20 protein-coding genes are annotated in these 18,715 nt (G+C 69.8%); 8 read left to right on the top strand and 12 right to left on the bottom strand.

Annotated elements, in window-relative coordinates; translation table 11 throughout:
* Positions 1-75 precede the first annotated feature (75 nt).
* The 3 genes from ABD732_RS07275 to ABD732_RS07265 are packed head-to-tail and all read right to left on the bottom strand — an operon-like array spanning position 76 to position 1,657.
* Entirely contained in the window at positions 76-822 is a 747-nt protein-coding gene (locus tag ABD732_RS07275; RefSeq protein WP_344782124.1) for a Clp protease N-terminal domain-containing protein, read from the bottom strand.
* Between the two features lie 59 nt (positions 823-881).
* Positions 882-1,304, bottom strand: a complete 423-nt coding sequence (locus ABD732_RS07270) for a Fur family transcriptional regulator (RefSeq protein WP_344782122.1) — start codon at positions 1,302-1,304, stop codon at positions 882-884.
* Entirely contained in the window at positions 1,301-1,657 is a 357-nt protein-coding gene (locus ABD732_RS07265; RefSeq protein ID WP_344782765.1) for an ArsR/SmtB family transcription factor, read from the bottom strand. Before ABD732_RS07265 ends, ABD732_RS07270 begins: the two co-directional genes overlap by 4 nt.
* Before the next feature lie 212 nt (positions 1,658-1,869).
* Here ABD732_RS07265 and ABD732_RS07260 point away from each other — a divergent pair, with 212 nt between their 5' ends.
* Positions 1,870-3,261, top strand: coding sequence for a glycine--tRNA ligase (locus tag ABD732_RS07260; RefSeq protein ID WP_344782120.1), 1,392 nt, complete (start codon positions 1,870-1,872; stop codon positions 3,259-3,261).
* An 87-nt stretch (positions 3,262-3,348) separates the two neighbouring features.
* Here the strand turns inward: ABD732_RS07260 and ABD732_RS07255 are convergent, their stop codons facing one another.
* Positions 3,349-3,552 (bottom strand): hypothetical protein, encoded by a 204-nt coding sequence (locus ABD732_RS07255; protein ID WP_344782802.1) that lies wholly within the window; start codon positions 3,550-3,552, stop codon positions 3,349-3,351.
* A 7-nt stretch (positions 3,553-3,559) separates the two neighbouring features.
* Between ABD732_RS07255 and ABD732_RS18795 the strand changes: the two genes are divergently transcribed.
* Positions 3,560-3,976, top strand: coding sequence for a hypothetical protein (locus ABD732_RS18795; protein WP_486326938.1), 417 nt, complete (start codon positions 3,560-3,562; stop codon positions 3,974-3,976).
* Here the strand turns inward: ABD732_RS18795 and ABD732_RS07245 are convergent.
* A complete protein-coding gene (locus tag ABD732_RS07245) occupies positions 3,950-4,180 on the bottom strand; it encodes a hypothetical protein (protein WP_344782118.1) in 231 nt (76 codons plus the stop codon). The two genes, ABD732_RS18795 and ABD732_RS07245, sit on opposite strands and share 27 nt — an antisense overlap.
* Before the next feature lie 210 nt (positions 4,181-4,390).
* On the opposite strand from ABD732_RS07245, the gene ABD732_RS07240 reads away from it, so the two are divergent.
* Both ABD732_RS07240 and ABD732_RS07235 read left to right on the top strand, forming a co-directional pair.
* Positions 4,391-4,903: a cold-shock protein gene (locus ABD732_RS07240; protein WP_344782763.1), complete on the top strand. Its 513-nt coding sequence runs from the start codon at positions 4,391-4,393 to the stop codon at positions 4,901-4,903.
* Between the two features lie 98 nt (positions 4,904-5,001).
* The gene (locus ABD732_RS07235; protein WP_344782116.1) at positions 5,002-6,291 is read left to right on the top strand and encodes a deoxyguanosinetriphosphate triphosphohydrolase; all 1,290 of its coding nucleotides are present in this window, start codon (positions 5,002-5,004) and stop codon (positions 6,289-6,291) included.
* Positions 6,292-6,305: 14 nt separating this feature from the next.
* On the opposite strand, the gene ABD732_RS07230 is transcribed toward ABD732_RS07235, so the two are convergent.
* Positions 6,306-6,827: a hypothetical protein gene (locus tag ABD732_RS07230; RefSeq protein WP_344782114.1), complete on the bottom strand. Its 522-nt coding sequence runs from the start codon at positions 6,825-6,827 to the stop codon at positions 6,306-6,308.
* A gap of 101 nt (positions 6,828-6,928) precedes the next feature.
* On the opposite strand from ABD732_RS07230, the gene ABD732_RS07225 reads away from it, so the two are divergent.
* Positions 6,929-7,249: a putative quinol monooxygenase gene (locus ABD732_RS07225; RefSeq protein ID WP_344782112.1), complete on the top strand. Its 321-nt coding sequence runs from the start codon at positions 6,929-6,931 to the stop codon at positions 7,247-7,249.
* Positions 7,250-7,271: 22 nt separating this feature from the next.
* Here ABD732_RS07225 and ABD732_RS07220 read toward each other — a convergent pair whose 3' ends face one another.
* Positions 7,272-7,961 (bottom strand): hypothetical protein, encoded by a 690-nt coding sequence (locus ABD732_RS07220; RefSeq protein WP_344782110.1) that lies wholly within the window; start codon positions 7,959-7,961, stop codon positions 7,272-7,274.
* A 145-nt stretch (positions 7,962-8,106) separates the two neighbouring features.
* On the opposite strand from ABD732_RS07220, the gene ABD732_RS07215 reads away from it, so the two are divergent.
* Positions 8,107-8,607 (top strand): O-acetyl-ADP-ribose deacetylase, encoded by a 501-nt coding sequence (locus ABD732_RS07215; protein WP_344782108.1) that lies wholly within the window; start codon positions 8,107-8,109, stop codon positions 8,605-8,607.
* Between the two features lie 2 nt (positions 8,608-8,609).
* The gene (locus tag ABD732_RS07210; protein WP_344782106.1) at positions 8,610-9,374 is read left to right on the top strand and encodes a hypothetical protein; all 765 of its coding nucleotides are present in this window, start codon (positions 8,610-8,612) and stop codon (positions 9,372-9,374) included.
* A gap of 21 nt (positions 9,375-9,395) precedes the next feature.
* Here ABD732_RS07210 and ABD732_RS07205 read toward each other — a convergent pair whose 3' ends face one another.
* From ABD732_RS07205 to ABD732_RS07190, 4 genes are all read right to left on the bottom strand, one after another.
* A complete protein-coding gene (locus ABD732_RS07205) occupies positions 9,396-10,223 on the bottom strand; it encodes an alpha/beta fold hydrolase (RefSeq protein ID WP_344782104.1) in 828 nt (275 codons plus the stop codon).
* Between the two features lie 83 nt (positions 10,224-10,306).
* Entirely contained in the window at positions 10,307-11,641 is a 1,335-nt protein-coding gene (locus ABD732_RS07200) for an MFS transporter (protein WP_344782102.1), read from the bottom strand.
* Positions 11,642-11,699: 58 nt separating this feature from the next.
* A complete protein-coding gene (locus ABD732_RS07195) occupies positions 11,700-12,824 on the bottom strand; it encodes a CaiB/BaiF CoA transferase family protein (RefSeq protein WP_344782100.1) in 1,125 nt (374 codons plus the stop codon).
* Entirely contained in the window at positions 12,821-14,008 is a 1,188-nt protein-coding gene (locus ABD732_RS07190; protein ID WP_344782098.1) for an acyl-CoA dehydrogenase family protein, read from the bottom strand. The genes ABD732_RS07195 and ABD732_RS07190 overlap by 4 nt, the downstream gene beginning before the upstream one ends.
* A gap of 198 nt (positions 14,009-14,206) precedes the next feature.
* On the opposite strand from ABD732_RS07190, the gene ABD732_RS07185 reads away from it, so the two are divergent.
* A complete protein-coding gene (locus ABD732_RS07185) occupies positions 14,207-15,268 on the top strand; it encodes a LacI family DNA-binding transcriptional regulator (protein WP_344782096.1) in 1,062 nt (353 codons plus the stop codon).
* Between the two features lie 34 nt (positions 15,269-15,302).
* On the opposite strand, the gene ABD732_RS07180 is transcribed toward ABD732_RS07185, so the two are convergent.
* Positions 15,303-18,659, bottom strand: coding sequence for a DEAD/DEAH box helicase (locus ABD732_RS07180; protein WP_344782094.1), 3,357 nt, complete (start codon positions 18,657-18,659; stop codon positions 15,303-15,305).
* Positions 18,660-18,715: the final 56 nt, after the last annotated feature.

The raw sequence follows: 18,715 nt of genomic DNA, 5'->3' as shown, positions 1-18,715 counted from the left end.
AGGTCACGTGTGCCGGTCTCCATGCCGGTACTCAACCATCCGGTCGGTGAGGTCGTCCAACCGCCGGCGGTCGTGCTACTGGTCGGGAGTGTCTTCGGCGACCGCCATGGCGGCGAGCAGTTCGGTGAGCCGCGGTTCCAGTCGCTGCGCGTCCAGACCCGCGTCCGACAGGGGACCGGAGCCGTCCTCGGCCTCCAGTAGCGCGAGCAGGATGTGCTCGGTGCCGACGTAGCCGTGCCCGAGCCGCAGCGCCTGGCGGAAGGTCAGCTCCAGCCCCTTGCGGGCGGCCGTGTCGAAAGGGATGAGCGCCGGGACGTCGTCGACCGCGTCCGGGAGCGCGGCGCGGAGCCGTTCGCCGAGGGCTGTGGGATCGACGCCCTCCTGCTCGATCAGAGCGGCGGCCAGGCATTCGGGATCGTCGAGGATGCCGAGCATCAGGTGGACGGGCGCCACTTCGGCATTGTGTGCCGACTTGGCCGCGGTGTGCGCGGCGGCGACGGCGGTGCGTGCACGGGGCGTGAAGGCGTTGAAGCCCTGGTTCGGATCGAGGTCGGCGGCGGTCCCGGGATCCTTCGGAGTGAATCGCTTCTGGGCGGCCTGCTTGGTGACGCCCATGCTGGCGCCGATGTCGGTCCAGGAGGCGCCGGCGCGGCGCGCTTGGTCGACGAAGTGGCCGATCAGGTGGTCGGCCACGTCGCCGAGGTGATCCGCCGTGAGCATCGCGTCGGTGAGCTGATCGAGCGGGTCGTCGTGGACCTTCTTGATCGCTTCGATCAGGTCGTCGAGGCGGACGGGTGGGTCGAGGGGTGTGTTCTCAGCCATGCGTCAACTCTAGGTTGACGCATGGCGATCGTCAACCTTTGGTTGACGATCGGCCTCGTTCAGTCGTCGTCCGCACGCTCTCCGGTGCAGGGGGAGCAGATTCCGAAGATCTCGACGGTGTGCGAGATGTCGTGGAAGCCGTGGGACTCGGCGATCGAGGCCGCCCAGCGTTCCACCGGTTCGGCCTGCACCTCGACGGTGGTTCCGCAGGCCCGGCAGACCAGATGGTGATGATGGTCGTCGGAGCAGTGGCGGTACCGGGTCTCGCCGGAGCCGTCCCAGATCGCGTCCACCTGGCCGGCGTCGACCAGGGCCTGCAGATTGCGGTAGACCGTGGTGAGGCCGATCGAGTCGCCGCGGGCCACCAGCAGGTCGTGCAGCTGCTGGGCGGACAGGAAGTCGTCGGTCTGCGTCAGCAGGTCGGCGATCGCGGACCGCTGGCGGGTGGTGCGCTGCCCGGTGACCGGTTTGGTCCTGGTCATGCCGGCGCCTCCGTGTGCCCCCCTGCGGCGTGGCCCCCCGCGGCGTGGCCTTCCGTCGCGTGCGTGAGGGCGTCGGTCACGATGTGCGCGATGTGGTCGTCGACCAGCGTGTATTCCACCTCGCGGCCGCGCCGGTGGCCGGCCACCACGCCGGAGTTCTTGAGCACGCGCAGGTGCTGGCTCACTTGGGGCTGATTGAGGTGCAGGGCGTCGACGAGTTCGTGCACGCACATCGCGCGCTCGTTGAGGGAGAGGACGATCGCCACCCGGGCCGGCGCGGCGAGGGCACGCAGCAGGTCGCTGGCTGCGCTGTGGGCGGCGGCGCCGCGGGGGTCGGCGCCGGTCAACGGCATCGCGGAACTCACAATTCACGGTCCTTCCGGGGAACGGGCTGGAGTTCATTCTATCTGAAAACGATTGTCAATCTGCGGGCCGGGCCGGGTTTCTCTCCGGGCCACCCGCGCTCCGGTTTGCGCCAATGACTACCCTGGACGGCAAACCCGGCGACCGCTGTGCGGTGGCCGAGAGCCTGACCCCATCCCTACGTCGTGGAGATCTGTTAACCGTGGCTGTGCAGTCCAAAGTCGATGCCGTCGTCAACCTCGCCAAGCGGCGCGGCCTGGTGTTCCCGTGCGGTGAGATCTACGGCGGTACGCGCTCGGCGTGGGACTACGGGCCCCTCGGCGTGGAGCTGAAGAACAACATCAAAGACCAGTGGTGGCGCGCCATGGTCACCTCCCGCGACGACGTGGTCGGCCTGGACTCGTCGGTGATCCTGCCGCGGCAGGTGTGGGTCGCGTCCGGGCACGTCGAGGTGTTCACCGATCCGCTGATCGAGTGCACCAACTGTCACCACCGTCAGCGGCAGGACCATCTGCAGGAGGCGTACGCGCTCAAGAAGGGCCTGGACAATCCGGACGATGCCCCGATGAGCGAGATCGCCTGCCCGAACTGCGGAGTCAAGGGCGCCTGGACCGAACCCAAGGCGTTCTCGGGACTGCTGAAGACCTTCCTCGGCCCGGTCGACGACGAGGCGGGGCTGCACTACCTGCGCCCGGAGACCGCCCAGGGCATCTTCGTGAACTTCAAGAACGTGATGACCACGGCGCGTACCAAGCCGCCGTTCGGCATCGCGCAGATCGGCAAGAGCTTCCGCAACGAGATCACGCCCGGCAACTTCATCTTCCGCACCCGCGAGTTCGAGCAGATGGAGATGGAGTTCTTCGTCAAGCCCGACGAGGACGAGAAGTGGCACCAGTACTGGATCGACACCCGCTTCAACTGGTACACCGACCTCGGTATCGACGCGGACAACCTGCGCCTGTTCGAGCACCCGCTGGAGAAGCTGTCGCACTACTCCAAGGGCACCACCGACATCGAGTACAAGTTCGGCTTCTCCGGCAACCCGTGGGGTGAGCTGGAGGGCATCGCCAACCGCACCGACTACGACCTGTCGACGCACAGCCGCGAGTCCGGCGAGGACCTCAGCTACTTCGACCAGGCCGGCGGCGAGCGCTACACCCCGTACGTGATCGAGCCGGCGGCCGGCCTCGGGCGGTCGATGATGGCCTTCCTGTGCGATGCCTACACCGAAGAAGAGGTGCCGAACGCCAAGGGCGGCACCGACAAGCGCACCGTCCTCAAGCTCGATCGCCGTCTCGCGCCGATCAAGGTCGCGGTGCTGCCGCTGTCGCGCAACGAGGCGCTCTCGCCGAAGGCGCGCGAGCTGGCCGACGAACTGCGCAAGCACTGGAGCATCGAGTTCGACGACGCCCAGGGCATCGGCAAGCGGTACCGCCGCCAGGACGAGATCGGCACGCCGTTCTGCGTCACCGTCGACTTCGACACCCTCGAGGACAACGCGGTCACCATCCGCGAGCGCGACTCCATGGCCCAGGAGCGCGTCGCGCTGGACAAGGTGGTCGAGTACCTCGCGGTGAAGCTGCTCGGCGCCTGACCCCGGACGGTCACCGAGGGCGTTCAGGCGTCTGAGGGTTTCCGGTGGCGGCTGCCAGCCGTCGTTTCAGGTCGTCGACCTGACTCCTCAGGTCGGCGATCTCGTCGCGGTAGGGAGTGGTCCGTTCGCGGACTTCGTCGGCGGTGTCTGCGGAACCAGGCTGCGGCCGCAGTTCCAGTCGAAGGCCTCCACGTCGATCACGACCGACGCCTCGGCGCGACCGGCGAGCCGTCCCTCTCCGACGCGGTGCAGCCGTTCGAACAGACCGGGATCCTCGTCGGCGGTCAGCACCCGGGCGGTGCCGAAGAGCTTCAGCCGCCTGCGCAGCGGCGACGAACACGGCGACCCGCGGATCGCCCGCGAGATTGCCGACGGTGACGAACTGCCGATTGCCGCGCAGGTCGGCGAACCCGAAACGATTGCCGCCGAGGTGGTGGACGAAGCCGCGCGGACCGCTGCGGTACTGGACGTACGGCCATCCGCTCGGTGTCACGGTGGCGAGATGGAGCTGAAAAGCTCCGGTCAGCATGCTGATCTCCCGCTCGGTGACGTCCTGGATCTCCACCGCCGACGCTGCGTCGGCGCCGGGCTCGCCGCCATCGAAGACCACCTGCTGATAGCGAGTACGCACGCCCCGATCCTGGCACACCGGGTCGACGGCGACGAGCGGTTGTCCGGCGTGCGGCGATCAGCCCGCGCGGCGCAGCTTCGGTAGCGGGGGATGTCCCGCGTCGTGCTGATCCTCGGGCAGGAACGTTTCCGGGCAGGCCACGTCGTCGAGGGCGGCGGCGCAGCAGTCGCAGTCGTACGGGGCCGCCCAGTAGTCGTGGTACGGGTCGTACTCGGGCGGCAGTTGGGCGCGGATCTCGGCCAGCACCCGGGCCAGGTCGCCGGTACTGATTCTGCGGTTGAGTGTCATCGTTGATCCCCCGATCGATGCGCCGCCGCCCGTGTGCGGCGGACGTCCCCAGTGAAGCAGGGGCCTACGACAGGGGCCGGTGGACTTCGGCCGCGCCCAGTCCGCTCCGCAGCGCGTGTGAGCAGTGGCGATAGGGCATAGTTAGGGGCAGTGAAACGCTGCGCGGGCAAGGGGCCCGACCGAGTCGGCGTCACGGAGAGTGAGTTTGTGGTGAGTGTCAGCGGCAAGGTCGTGCATTACGACCCGAATCGTGGGTTCGGTTTCCTTTCGCCCGAGGCCGGGGGAGAGGACGTCTTCCTGCACATCAACGACATCCAGGGCATCGACGAGGGCCAGCTGCGCCCCGGGGCCAAGGTCGAGTTCGACGTCGAGGACACCGACCGCGGCGCCAAGGCCATGAACGTGAAGGTCACCGAAGAGGCTCCGCCCGGTGAGCCCGCCGTCGAGCGTGCCCAGCGGCGCGACGACCATCGCGGCCGTTCCGGTGACCGTGACGACCGGCGCGGGGGCGACCGGCGCGGCGGCTTCGACCGCGGCGACCGCGGCGACCGGCGCGATCGCGACGACCGTGGCCCGCGGCGCCCGCGGCACACCGGTCCGCTGTTCAACGAGATCACCGAACTGCTGCTGGACTCCGCACCGGACCTGACCGCGCGCCAGATCACGTCGATCCGCAACAAGCTGATGGACCTCGCTTCCAGCCGCGGCTGGACCAACAGCTGACTTGACGGCCCTTCTGCACCCCACTCCCGGTGGGGCGAGATCTGCCCGCCGCCGGCTGAGGGCTGCCTGTCGCGGGTCGAGCGAAGTCGAGACCACCCATGTCTGACTTCGCCGGCCCGCCGGTGGCCGAGTACCGCGGAGACGACCTCGAGCGCGTGGTCTCCGAGGCGCTCAAGGAAGTGGAACGGTCCAGTCCGGCGACCGACCATCGCAGCGACTTCGCGCGCGATCGCGCACGCGTGCTGCACAGCGCGGCCCTGCGGCGACTGGCCGACAAAACCCAGGTGGTGGGGCCGCGCGAAGGCGACACCCCGCGGACACGGCTGACCCATTCGCTGGAAGTGGGGCAGATCGGCCGCGGGATCGCCGTGGGGCTGGGGTGTGACCCGGACCTGGTGGAATTGGCCGGTCTGGCCCACGACATCGGGCACCCGCCCTACGGGCACAACGGCGAGCGGGCGCTCGACGAGGTCGCTCGCGACTTCGGTGGATTCGAGGGCAATGCGCAGAATCTGCGGATCCTCACCTCGCTCGAGCCGAAGATCCTCGGACCCGGCGGGGTGAGCGCCGGCCTGAACCTCACGCGCGCCTCCCTGGACGCGACGCTGAAGTATCCGTGGAGCCGCGAGGCGCCGGGCACCAAGTACGGCGCCTATGTGGAGGACGAACCGGCGCTGGAATGGGTGCGCCGCGGCGCCCCGCCCGGCCGTCGGTGCCTCGAGGCCCAGGTGATGGACTGGTCCGACGACGTCGCCTACTCGGTGCACGACCTCGAGGACGGGGTGGTCAGCGGCCGGATCGATTTGCGCGAGTTGGGTTCTCGCGTCGATCAGGACGAGCTCGCCGAGCTCGCCGTCCGGTACTTCGACGGCCCGGATGCGGGTGCGATGGTCGAGGCCGCGCAGCGGATGTCGCAGATGGACATCTTCCAGGCGGCCGATTCCTTCGACGGCTCACTGGATTCGTCGGTCGCGCTCAAGCGGCTGACCTCCGAACTGATCGGCCGGTTCGCGTCCGCGGCGATCACCGCGACGCGCGCCGTGGAAGGGGACCGGCCGCTGCGCCGCTACGACGCGGATCTCACCGTTCCCCCGGAGATCGCGGCCGAGGTAGCGATGCTCAAGACGGTCGCGCTCCGGTTCATCTTCTCCGACCGGAGTCACCGGGCGAAGCAGGAGCGCCAGCGCGAGCGGATCCACCGCGTCGCGACCCTCCTGCTGAACACGGCGCCCGGAGGGCTGGACGCGGTCTTCCTGCCGTCGTGGGAGGCGGCCGCCACCGAGGCCGCGCGCATGCGCGTCGTCGTCGATCAGATCGCCTCGATGACCGAAGGCCGTCTGGAACGGCTGGACCGCAGCAGTGCAGGGGTGCAGGCGCACCTGGGGTGATCGACCCGGGATGATCAGTGGCCGAGGCGGCGCAGGAAGTCGTCGATGGTCCAGCCGGTGCCGACGGCCGGCAGCCCGGGCAGGCGGGTGGCCTCGCTGACGTCGAAACCGAAGTCGCGGGGCCCTTCGTCACCGGCCTCGGAGGCCAGCCAGGTCACGCAGATCTCTGCGGCCAGCTGCGGATCGTCGACGTAGATCGCCCCGGCCGTGCAATCGCCGATCGGGTCCTCGTCGAACCACAGGTTGGGTGTGGCGGCGCTCGCGTCGTGATGGACGTAACTGGTCGCTTCCATGACCACGTGCGACCGCCGGACCAAGAAGCGCCCGCGCTCCATCACCACGAGCTGAACGCACAGGGCTTCGGGCGGATCGTCCGGGTAGTCGTCGGCGTCGAGATCGTCGTCCAGACGCATGTCCTTGGGCCCGAAGTCGATGGTGACGCCGACCGGAATCTCGGGCAGGGAGTCGGCGAGCCAGGCGGTCATAGCCTCCCATGTCTCGCAGCCCACGAAGTCGTCGTCGTGCTCGTCGTTCATGACTGTGCGCCTCCTCCCGATGCCGCCGAACCGCGGCGACTACCCATCGAGTCTAGATCGGAAGTCCCGTTCTGGCCGCGCCGGAGTGCCAGACTGGAGACATGATCTTCATCGTCGCCAAGTTCAAGGTCAAGCCCGAGCACGCCGACGACTGGGCGCAGCTGTCGGCCGAGTTCACCGAGGCCACCCGCGCCGAGCCGGGGAACCTGTGGTTCGAGTGGTCGCGCAGCCTCGACGACCCCGACGAGTACGTTCTGGTGGAGGCGTTCCGGGACGACGCCGCCGAGGCCCACGTCACCAGCGATCACTTCAAGAAGGCACAGCACGAGCTTCCCCCGCTGCTGCAGGAGACCCCGCGCGTGCGCAACGTGGTGATGGACCGCGACGAGTGGGATCTGCTCGGCGAGATGGCGGTCGACTGACCTTCGGCCGGTGCCGCGCCGGCTACTTCTCGGTGAAGGCCTCGGCCGGGACCACGTAGGTGATGGTCACGTCCCAGGGGGCCACGCCCCAGCGGTTCACCGCGTCGATGGCGAGAGTGCCGGCGCCGCGGAGCGAATCGTCGCTGGCCGGCGCGCTGATGGTCTGGCCGGTCTCGTCGTCGGCGGCCGGCCACACCTCGCTGCCGGTGGGCGCGGGGGCCGTCTCCAGGACGATCTGGTCGACGCCCTCGTCGTGGAAGGCGCCGATCAGGCAATAGCGGCCGTCGGAGTCGTCCCACCCACCGGGTTCGACGACGATCAGTTCACCGCGCGCGAAGGCCTCTCCGGCGGCGCGGAAGACCGCGGTGCTGAGGTCTTCCCACGGGTCGCCGAAGACCTCACTCGGCGGTTCGGCAGTGAACACCCGGCCGCCGATCTGGTACCCGGCGTCGGTGCGCTCGGTGAACTCACGATCCTGGATCACCAGGGTCCCGGTCTCGACGTCGAACAGGCAGGCCTCGCGGTAGCGGCCCGGGGAGATCTGGGTGCGGGCGACGGAGCCCTTGCCGACGGCGTCGGAGAAGGCGGCGGCATCGAGCAGGCGCCAGACGGTGGGCTGGTCGGTCCACACCTGCACCAGGCCGCCGACGGGAACGCCGAAGACGGCGGTGGTCAGGGTGGTGCCTTCGCTGAGCGGGAAATCGTCCGCCATCGTGGTCTCCTTCGTCGCTGGGGGCCTTCGCTGAGGGGCTGTGTCTCTACTATGCAGGACCGGCCGGGCCGCGCGGGCCGATCGCTGCCGTTGCGGGGCCGGTGAACCCGGCATCGCCGGGCGGCCTCGGCGTTACGCTCGACAGATGGTCCGGATCGAGGTGGTGCGCGCCGACATCACCGCGCTCGACGTCGACGCGGTGGTCAACGCGGCGAACAACCGCATGCGCGGTGGCGGCGGTGTCGACGGCGCCATTCACCGCGCCGGCGGCCCGGACGTGCTGGCCGATTGTCTGGCGCGTTTCCCCGACGGCCTGCCCACCGGCGACGCCGGCTGGACCACGGCAGGTGATCTTCCCGCACGCTGGGTGATCCACACCGTCGGGCCCAATCATGCGGCCGGACAACGAGACCGGTCGCTGCTGGTGTCGTGCTACCGGCGTGTCCTGGCCGTCGCGGACGAGCTCGGAGCCGAGAGCCTGGCCTTCCCGCTGATCAGCGGCGGCGTGTACGGGTGGCCGCTCGACGACGCCGTCGCCGCCCAGGTGGACACGATCCGGGAGACCCCGACGGACGTGGAGCGTGCGCTGCTGGTCGCATTCAGCGATCGGGTGGCGGAGCTTCTTCGAGCACGAGCAGGAGGTTGACGATGAAGGTCCGCAGCAGACTCTTCGGCGGCGGTGCGGCGCTCGCCGCGATGGTGACGGTGCTCGCCGGCTGCTCGTCCAGCGAGACCGTCGACGAGATGCCGGATGTGGTGACCACCGTGGTGACCGAGACCGCGACCGACACGACGGCTGCGCCCACCACTTCCGGGAGTGACGACGGCGACGGTTCCAGCACCCCTCCGACCGAGACGATCACCGTCGTGGCCGTCGGACGCGACGGGCAGCCCCGCGACGGCTGGACCGTCGAATCGGGGGCCGGCGGGCAGGTGAACTGCGATCCGATGACGCCCAGCGCGTCGGCGGTGTCCGACGACATCTACGAGTGCAGCCCCAACGCCGCGGGCGCGCACACCTGCTGGGCGACGCCGGCCTCGGCGACCGAACTGCTGTGCGGGACCGATCCCTGGCAGAAGACGCTGCGGCAGATGACCTCGAACGTCGCGCTGTCGCCGGTGAGCAAACCCGCCGCCCCGCGGCCGTGGGCAGTGGAGCTGGCCGACGGCGTCCGCTGCACACTGCGGCACGGCGGCGCGTGGGGCGGTCGCTCCGACGGCTACCTGGGCGCCTACGGCTGCGACGGGGAGAACAACACCGTGCTCACCAAGGGGCAGGACGTCTTCGACGAGTCCGGTCCGCAGTGGACGGTCAAGGTGGGCCCGCTCGGTGCGAACGACGAGGACTTCCCGCCGCCGGAGACCGTCGGCGTGTTGCGCGCCTACTTCGCGGGCGCGCAGAACCAGTCGTGAGCCGGCAGCGGGAAGTCGTCGTCAGCGGCCGACCCGGGTGAGGATGATATCGGCGAGTTCGGCGGCGTTGTGCTCGGGAATCCAGTGGCCGGCGTCGTCGAGGATCTTCAACTGGAAGTCGGCGATCACGAAGTCGGCGGCGAGTTCGGCGCCGCGGCGGGCCAGCGCGGTGTCGAGCGCACCCCACACGTGCGTGGTGGGGACGGCGACACGGCGGGCGAGATCCGGCGGGGTGCTGAGCGCCATCGCGCGGTACCAGTTCAGGGCGCCGGGCAGTGCGCCGCTGTCGAGGATCAGGCGGTGCACGTCCGCGAGCTGATCGGAATCCATGCCGGCGCGACGCAGCATGCCGTCGAAGGCGCCGGGAAAACGACTGACCAGCAGGTCGGGCAGGATCGGCGGCTGGAAGGCGGCCATGTACCAGGAACGCAGCAACTGGTCACTGGACAGGAGCGACTTCATGAACGCGCCCGGGTGCGGGACCGAGACCGACGTGAGGGACCGGACGAGGTCGGGTCGGCTCGCGGCCAGCCCCCAGGCCACCGCGGCGCCCCAGTCGTGGCCGACCAGGTGCACCGGCCCGTCGCCGAGGTCACCGATCAGGGCGGCGGCGTCGTCGACCAGTTCCGAGGTCCGGTAGGCGGCGCGTCCTTTCGGGCGTGCCCCGGGCGAGTAGCCGCGCTGGTCGGGGGCCACCGTGCGATATCCCGCGGCGTTCAGCAGCGGCGTGACCGCCCGCCACGATTGGGAGGTCTGCGGAAAGCCGTGCAGCAGCACGATGGTGCCGTCGCGTCCGGTCTCCGAGTCGACGACGTCGAACGTCAGCTCGCCGCGTGAGAACTGTTCCATGGTGTGCCCCTCCGGTATCGGCCACCGCGAACGCTACCCAAGCGGCCGCGTTCGCCGATAGAGGCCGATGTCACAGCAGGTCGTCATCGGGATGACGCGCCGGGCAGCGGCACCTCGATCTCGGGGACGCGCAGGGGGTGGGCGATCTCGTCGCGCCACAGGCGCGCGGACAGATAGAACACGATCGCGGCGGGCACCGGCAGCAGACCGGCGACGGCGAAGGTCGCGCCGAGCCCGATCCAGTGGCTCACCGGGGCAGCGAGAGCCATCGAGACCGGCATGAAGGCGGCGGAGACGAAGAAGTCGAGACCGGAGATGCGGCCCAGGAGTTCGGTGGGCACCCGACGCTGCAGAAGGGTGCCCCACAGCACCATCGGGCCGTCGAGCATCAGGCCGATCAGGAAGCCTGCCACCACGAACCAGATGGTCCGCTCCGCGAACCCCATGATCACCATCGGCACCGAACAGACCGTCCACAAGGCGAACATCACCGACAGGTAGCGGCGCGGCATGGGGATCGAGGCGAAGATGAAAGCGCCGATGGCCGCGCCCGCGCCGAAGGCGGCGAGGACCAGGGCGTGGTCGGAGGCGTCGCCGCCGGCCCGGTCGCGCAGGGCGAACGGCACCAGCACCTCGATCGGGCCCATCACCATCAACAGCAGGAACGAGACGTAGAACAGCGACGCCCACAGCCACGGGGTGCGCCACATGTAGGCGAATCCCTCGCCGAGATCGGCCAGGATGTCGCGGACCGGGTGACCGGCCTCGCGGGCGGCCGCCGGGGCGTCCTCGCCGGCGACGGCGTCGGTGCGGGGGATCGGACTCATGGCGAGGTAGCAGGCGCCGGAGCCCACGCAGGCGACCGCGCCGACGATGATGGCGGCGCCCGGCGATGCGGCGCCGATGACGGCGCCGGCGATCATCGGGCCGGCGGCCTGAAAGAGCACCGGGCGCATGAAGCCCTCGACGCCGTTCGCGGCCTGCAGTTGCGCCGCCTCCACCACGCGGGGCAGCAGGGCCGAATAGGCCGGGTAATACATGCCGGTGGTGATCCCGCCCAGCAGCGCGGCACCCACCAGGTGCGGGTACGAGAGCACGCCGAGCAGCGAGGCGATTCCCACCGATGCGAAGGCGATCAGTTTCACCGTCTCCAGCCCCACGATGATCTTGCGCTGGGAGACCCGGTCGGCCAGCACGCCGCCGAACAGGGTGGCCACGATCATGCCGACGGCAGCGACACCGGAGACCAGGGAGACCACCCCCGGACCGCCGCCCAGGCCGATCACCTGCCAGACCAGGGCGATCAGCCAGACCCCGTCACCGAACAGCGCCAGCGCCAGGCCGGCGGCCAGCCACCGGTATTGGCGCAGCGCGAACGGCCGCAGGACCCGGGGCAGCCGGGTCGGGGAGGATCTCACCCGTACGAGCTTGCCGGATGCGGAGGCGGGACGGCCAACCGGTTTCGCCGCCGGGTCGCTAGGGCGCCGATTCGCCCAGCTGCGGCGGCGCGCTCCGGTAGGTGGGCGGCGTCGTCGAGAGTCCGATCGGGTTGGCCACCGTCGCGACCGGGCCGTCGCGGCGGGGGTCGTCGATCGTGGCGATCGGCGCCAGCCCGAGCCGGTCGGCCAGCGCGAAGGCCTCGCCGATGTCGTTGACCGGACCGCACGGCACACCGGCCGCGGTGAGACGGGTGAACCAGTGGTCGGCGGTGTCGGCGGCGAGCAGAGGGATCAGCGCCTCGAGCAGTTCCGCGCGGTGGGCCACCCGGTCGGAGTTGCCGGCGAACCTCGGGTCCTCCGCCAGTCCCGCAGCGCCGAGTTCGGCGACCAGCGCGCCGAACTGGCGATCGTTGCCGACGGCCAGAGCCAGCGCGCGGTCGGCGGTCGGCACCAGTTCGTAGGGCGCGATGCTCGGATGACGGTTGCCCATCGCCGCCGGCACCACCCCGGCGCCGACGTACCCGGAACTCTGGTTCGCCAGGGCCGACAGGAGCGAGGACAGCAGGTTGACTTCCACCCGTTGCCCCCGGCCGGTGCGGTCGCGGTGCCGCAGCGCCGCCAGGATGCCCACCGCGGCGTGCAGGCCGGTGACGATGTCGACCAGTGCCACACCGACCTTGGTCGGTTCCTCCGGCGACGGCCCGGTGACGCTCATCAGCCCACCGACGGCCTGCACCAGCAGGTCGTAGCCGGGCAGGTCGTTGTCGCCGCCGAAGCCGGTGATCGAGCAGTAGACGACGCCCGGATTCTCCGCGGCGACCTCCTCGTATCCGAGCCCGAGCCGGTTCATGGTGCCCGGCAGGAAGTTCTCCACCACCACATCAGCGCGTGTGGCGAGATCACGAGCGATCTCCAGGTGGTCCCGAGTGCGCAGGTCGAGGGCCACCGAGGTCTTGTTCCGGTTGGCCGCCTGGAAGTAGGTGGCCTGCCCGCCCGCATACGGCGGTCCCCAGGAACGGGTGTCGTCGCCGCCGTCGGGCCGCTCGATCTTGATCACCTCGGCTCCCAAGTCGGCCAGGAGCATGGTCGCGTACGGTCCGGCCAGGACCCGACCGAAGTCGGCGATCAGCAGCCCGCCGAGAGCATCTTCGTCCGGCGTCACCGGAAGGCGGCTTCGCCGGTGAGGGCGCGGCCGATGGTGAGCTGGTGGACTTCCGAGGTGCCCTCATAGGTGAGGACCGACTCCAGGTTGTTGGCGTGCCGGATGACCGGATATTCGAGGGTGATGCCGTTGGCGCCCAGGATGGTCCGGCATTCGCGGGCGATCTTGATGGCCTCGCGGCAGTTGTTCAGCTTGCCGAGGCTGACCTGTGCGGGCTCCACGGCGCCGGCATCCTTGAGCCGGCCGAGCTGATAGGCCAGCAGGTGTCCCTTGCCCACCTCCAGTGCCATGTCGGCGAGCTTGGCCTGAGTGAGCTGGTAGGCCGACAGCGGTTTGTCGAAGACCAGGCGGCTGGCCGCGTAGTCGACGGCCGTCTCGAGGCAATCGCGGGCGGCGCCGATGGCACCGAAGATGATGCCGAAACGGGCCTCGTTGAGGCAGCTGAGCGGCCCGCGCAGGCCCGCGGCCTCCGGCAGCATGGCCGAGCCGGGCAGCCGCACGTCCTGCAGGACCAGCTCGGAGGTCACCGAGGCACGCAGCGACATCTTGGCGCGGATCTCCGGCGCCGTGAATCCGGGGGTGTCGGTCGGGACGACGAACCCGCGGATGCCGCGCGAGCCCTCTTCCAGATCGGTGTTGGCCCAGACCACGGCGACGTCGGCCACCGAGCCGTTGGTGATCCACATCTTGGCGCCGTTGAGTACCCAGTCGTCGCCGTCGCGGACCGCGCGGGTCCGCATGCCGCCCGGGTCGGAGCCGAAGTCGGGTTCGGTGAGGCCGAAGCAGCCGATCGCCTCGCCGGCGGCCATGCGGGGCAGCCACTCCTGCTTGTGCTCCTCGCTGCCCCAGTGGTGGATGGCGAACATGGCGAGCGAGCCCTGGACCGACACCAGGGAACGGATCCCCGAGTCGATGGCTTCGAGCTCCAGGCAGGCCAGACCGTACGAGACGGCGCTCATGCCCGCGCAGCCGTAGCCCTCCAGGTGCATGCCGAGCACGCCGAGACCGCCGAGTTCCAGGGCCAGCTCCTTGGCCGGGATGCGGGCGTCCTCGAACCATTCGGCGACGTGCGGGCGGATCTTCTCGTCGCCGAACCGGCGGACGGTGTCGCGAATCTGGCGCTCGTCGTCGGAGAGGAGCGAATCGAGAGCGAAGAGCTGGGTGACGGTACGGGTGTCGGCCATGACGATTCCTGTCTGGTGGGGCGGTACGGCATTCACTGTCGCATTCGCTTGCAATGCATTGCGCAAACGATTGCACTGTGATGGAGTGAGAGTAACCATCCACGCCGATTCGAGTCAATCCCCGGCTCGATCCGGAGGTTTCGGGCGATAGGCTGACCCCACGACGCCTCATCTCTCCCCGCAGAAGGGTTCCCGCACGTGCCCACATCGGATTCCGGCCGCACCGCGCGCCGGCGCGCGCCGACGTTGCGCGAGGTGGCCGACCGCGCCGGTGTCCACGTCTCGACGGTCTCCCGGGTGCTGCGCCAGTCCGAACCGGTCGACGGCTGGTCGGAGTCCGCGCTGCGGGTGCGGGAGGTCGCCGCAGAACTCGGTTACCGGCCCAACCTGTGGGCGGCCAGCCTGCGGACCCGACGGACCACCACGCTCGGTGCGGTGATGCCCCGTCTCACCGACGGCGTGGTCGCGACGGTGTATCAGGGGGTGGAGCAGGCCGCCCGCGAGTCCGGCTACTCGCTCCTGCTGAGCAGCCCGCCGGACGAGCCCGAGGAGCAGCGGGCCGCGATCGACTTGCTCGCGGGCCGCCAGGTGGACGGGCTGCTTCTGAGCAGTCTGCACAGCCCGGCGACCGACTTCGTCTCTGCTCTGGGATTGTCGGTGCCGATGGTGGCGCTCAACCGGCACGCGAACTCGGGGCTGCCGTACGTCGCCGGCGACGACCGGCACGGCGGTTACCTCGCCGGCCGTCACCTGATCGACTGCGGATACCGGCGGCCCGCGGTGATCGGCGGGCCGCCGCACGCCACCACCGGGCACGACCGCGTCGCGGGCTTCCTCGATGCTCTGGCGCGGGCCGGTGTCGACATCGCCGACCATCACGTCACCCACACCGATTTCGAGGTGGCCGGTGGAGTCGAAGCGGCGACGCTCATGCTCGACGCCCCGGACCGTCCCGACGCGATCTTCGCGGTCAGCGACTCCATCGCGATCGGCGTACTCGGTGTCGCCCGGGACCTGGGCCTGCGCATTCCCGACCAGCTGGGCGTGGTCGGCTACAACGACATCCCGTTCGCGTCACAGCTGCCGGTGCCGCTGACCACGGTGGTCACTCCGGCGCGTGAGATCGGCGCCGCCGGCGTCGGCCTGCTGCTGCGCCGGATCGAGCAACCCGATTCGGTGCCCGGCGACATCGTGCTGCCGGTGCACCTGGTCGAGCGCGGCTCCACCGCGCTGCTGGTGGACGCCGGTCGCAGCAGCTGAGGTCTCGCCCCGGCCGGCACAGACGCCGAGCGAGTCAGTCGTCGGTGACGAGGCGGCGGACGTCGTCGGCGGTCAGCTTGCCGCTGAACTGCTCACCGTCGTCGATGAGCGCGTCGAACAGCGCACGCTTGCGGTCCTGGAGCTCGACCACCTTCTCCTCGATGGTGCCGGTGGAGACCAGGCGGTAGACGGTGACCGGACGATCCTGGCCGATCCGGTGGGCGCGGTCGACGGCCTGCGCCTCGCTGGCCGGGTTCCACCAGGGATCGGCCACGAAGCAGTAGTCGGCCGCGGTCAGGTTCAGCCCGAAACCGCCTGCCTTGAGGCTGATCAGAAACACTTTGGTGCTTTCACCGACCTCGGCGGTCGCTGAAAGCGCCGAAGTTCTGTCGCGGCCGGCCCGGGTGAACCTGTCGATCTCCTGCTGGCGTTTGCGTGCCGGCATCGACCCGTCGAGATAGCTGAACGGGATACCGAGGCCGGTGAGCGAGTCCGCGATCAGCTGCAGGAAGCCGGTGAAGCTGCTGAAGATCAGTGCGCTGTGTCCCTCGTCGATCAGCACCGGCAGGCGCTCGGCCAGGTAGTCGATCTTGGTGGACGAGACCGAGGTGTGCGCGTCGTCGACCAGTCCGGGGTGGAGGCTGAGCTGGCGCATGCGCGTCAGCGCCTGCAGGATCTGGACGCGGTTGTCCTCCCAGTTCTCCAGCAGCCCGAGGACCTTCTGGCGTTCGCGGGCCAGGAAGACGTCGTAGATCTTGCGGTGTCCGGGATCCAGATCGAGTGCGACCACCGACTCCTGCTTGGGCGGAAGATCGTCGGCGACCTGGTCTTTGGTGCGCCGCAACATGATCGGTTTGAGGCGCCGCCGGAGCACCGACAGCCGATCGGGGTCGTTTCCGGACTCGATGGGGGCCGCGAAGTGCTCCTTGAACGTCTTCGGGCTCCCGTACAGGCCGGGCGCCACCAGCGAGATGAGCGACCACAGCTCCATCACGTTGTTCTCCATCGGAGTGCCGGTGATCGCGAGCTTGAACGGCGCCGGCAGCCTCCGCGCCGCCTGGTGGGTTTTGGCGTTGTGGTTCTTGAGGAACTGCGCCTCGTCGAACACCGCTCCGTCCCAGCCGATCTCGGCGAAGACCGGGTAGTCGATGCGGAGCAGCGTGTACGAGGTGACCACGATGTTCGCCGCGCCGATCTGCTCGGCCAGCGGCACACCGGCGCGCTTCTGCGTGGACGTGACAGCGGCGACGGTCAGCGACGGCGCGAAGCGCTGCGTCTCGGCCACCCAGTTGCCGATCACGCTGGTCGGCGCCACCACCAGGAACCGCGCCGCGGGATCGGCCTGCGCGGCACGGGTGATCAGCGCCAGGGTCTGCACGGTCTTGCCCAGCCCCATGTCGTCGGCCAGGATCCCGCCGATCCGGTTGTCCCACAGGAAGCTCAGCCAGTTCAGCCCGTCGTGCTGGTAGCCGCGGAGGGTGGCCTCGAGGGTCTCGGGCACCTCGACCGGCTCCGGTGGCCGCGCCCGTGCGAGCTGCTGTACGCGCGCCTGCCATTCGGCGAGTTGCTCGTCCACCACACCCAGACTGAGCAATTCCTCCCACATGGTGGCGTTGGGGTGGTCGGTGGAGATCCTGGAGCCCTCCAGATCGCCCATCAGCCGAGCTTCTTCGAGCAGATCCCGCAGCCGCTCCAGTTCGGGAGTGAGGAGATCGAAGTAGGTGCCGTTGGGCAGGACCTTGTGCGTCTTGCCCAGGACCAGATCCTCGATCACCCAGGAGATCGGGATCAGTTCCCCGTCCACCTCGATCTCGATGTTCAGGTCGAGCCACTCGTGAGCACCGGTGGTGCCGAAGTGCAGTTCGGGATCGGTGACCTTGGTGAATTGCTTTGCCACACCGGTGATCTCGACCTGGATCAGCCCCGGTGCGGTGATCCGCCCGACCAGCTCGCCGCAGAGGATCGCGGTGTCGGTCAGATCGAGTCCGAGCGGGATCAGCAGTTCGTCGGTCGCGGCCTGCTCCACGGTCGGCGGCGACATCGCCGACCAGGACGCCCGAACTCGCGGCGACCGCGGGAACTGCTGACGCGCCAGGGCGTGCAGGTATGCGGCCTGCGCGTCGGACCACCGGCTGTTGCCCATGCAGAACAGTTCCAGTTCGGGGCGGGCTCGCTGCCACATCGTCGTCTCTGCGGTGCCGTCGCGGAAACCGGCACTCTCCTCGGGGATGTCCGGATCGAAGTCGCGCCGGCGGCCGTCGACCAGATAGGCGGTGCGCCAGCGCGTGCGTGAACCGAAGTCCTCGACCTCGATGGTGAGCAGCGGAAACGGATCGGAGACCACGGGCGGCTGCAGGCCCCGCTCGGGGATCTCCACAGTACGGTGGGCGGCGAGCGCCGGCAGCGCGGCGGCGAAATCCTCGTAATCGGCGGTGGGGACGTCGATCGGTTCGCCGGTCAGCAACGCCGACTCCAGCGGAGTGACGGTGCCCAGCGGACCGATGCACAGGGTGCGGTCGCGCACCACCGCGGCGCCGGTCACCGGGTCTCCGAACACCGCGACGTGCTCGTCCTCGACGGCGCTGCCGTCGAGGGTGACCCGCGCCGACAGGTGAGCGCCTTCGTCGTGCGGTTCGATCCGGTAGGCGAGCGCCAGCCGGTCGGTCAGGTCGACGGTGTCGGCCTCACCATCGGCCAGCAGCGGCAGTCCGGCGTCGACGGCCGTGCGCAGCACCTTCCAAAACGCGGCCGGCGCCATGGCCGGCTGCAGGGTCGCGGGCAGCCGCGCCGCGCCGCGGAAACGGCGCGCTCCACCGGGCGCGAAGAGGGCGGCGATCGCGCTGACCCCGTCGAAACCGGCGGGGTCGTAGCCGTCGCCGCTGCCTTCCAGGGCCACCGTCCACGGCAGATGCGGCGTCCACTGCTCGTCCGGCTGCCGCACCATCGGGCGGATGCTGACAGCAGGGCCGCCTCCCGGCGTGGTCCGGACCTGGAACTCGAGCCCCACCGGCCGCGACTGCTGCACCGTCGCAGGCGCCGGGGCGGCGGCGGTGAGCTCGTCCACCAGCGCGCGCCAGGGCGAGGCCGTCGTCGCCGGATTCACCGCGGCCAGGACGAGGGCGGCGCAGTGCTTGCAGTCCGAGGCCACCGGACACGAGCAGACCCCGTAGGTGTCGACCACGCGGCCGTGTTCCAGCACCAGCGTCACGGTGCTCTGATAGCGGTTGCGCCCCGACCCGCGACAGGTGCCGCGCAGCACCGTCGGCGACGTCCACTCGACGCCGCTGATCCGGTTCTGTTCGGCGTAGCCGCGGCCGCGATGGACGTCGGGCAGGGGAAGGTGCGCGAGCGCCTGCTCGGCCTGCGTCGACGTCCAGCTCCGGGTGATCATCGAGGCCCAGGGTATCGGCGGCCTCGGACGTCGTGCAGCACGCTTTCCACAGGCGG

Origin of the sequence: Gordonia caeni, from assembly GCF_039537105.1 — a bacterium.
GTDB classification, from domain to species: Bacteria; Actinomycetota; Actinomycetes; order Mycobacteriales; family Mycobacteriaceae; genus Gordonia; species Gordonia caeni.
This window is presented reverse-complemented; position numbering and strand designations above follow the sequence as displayed.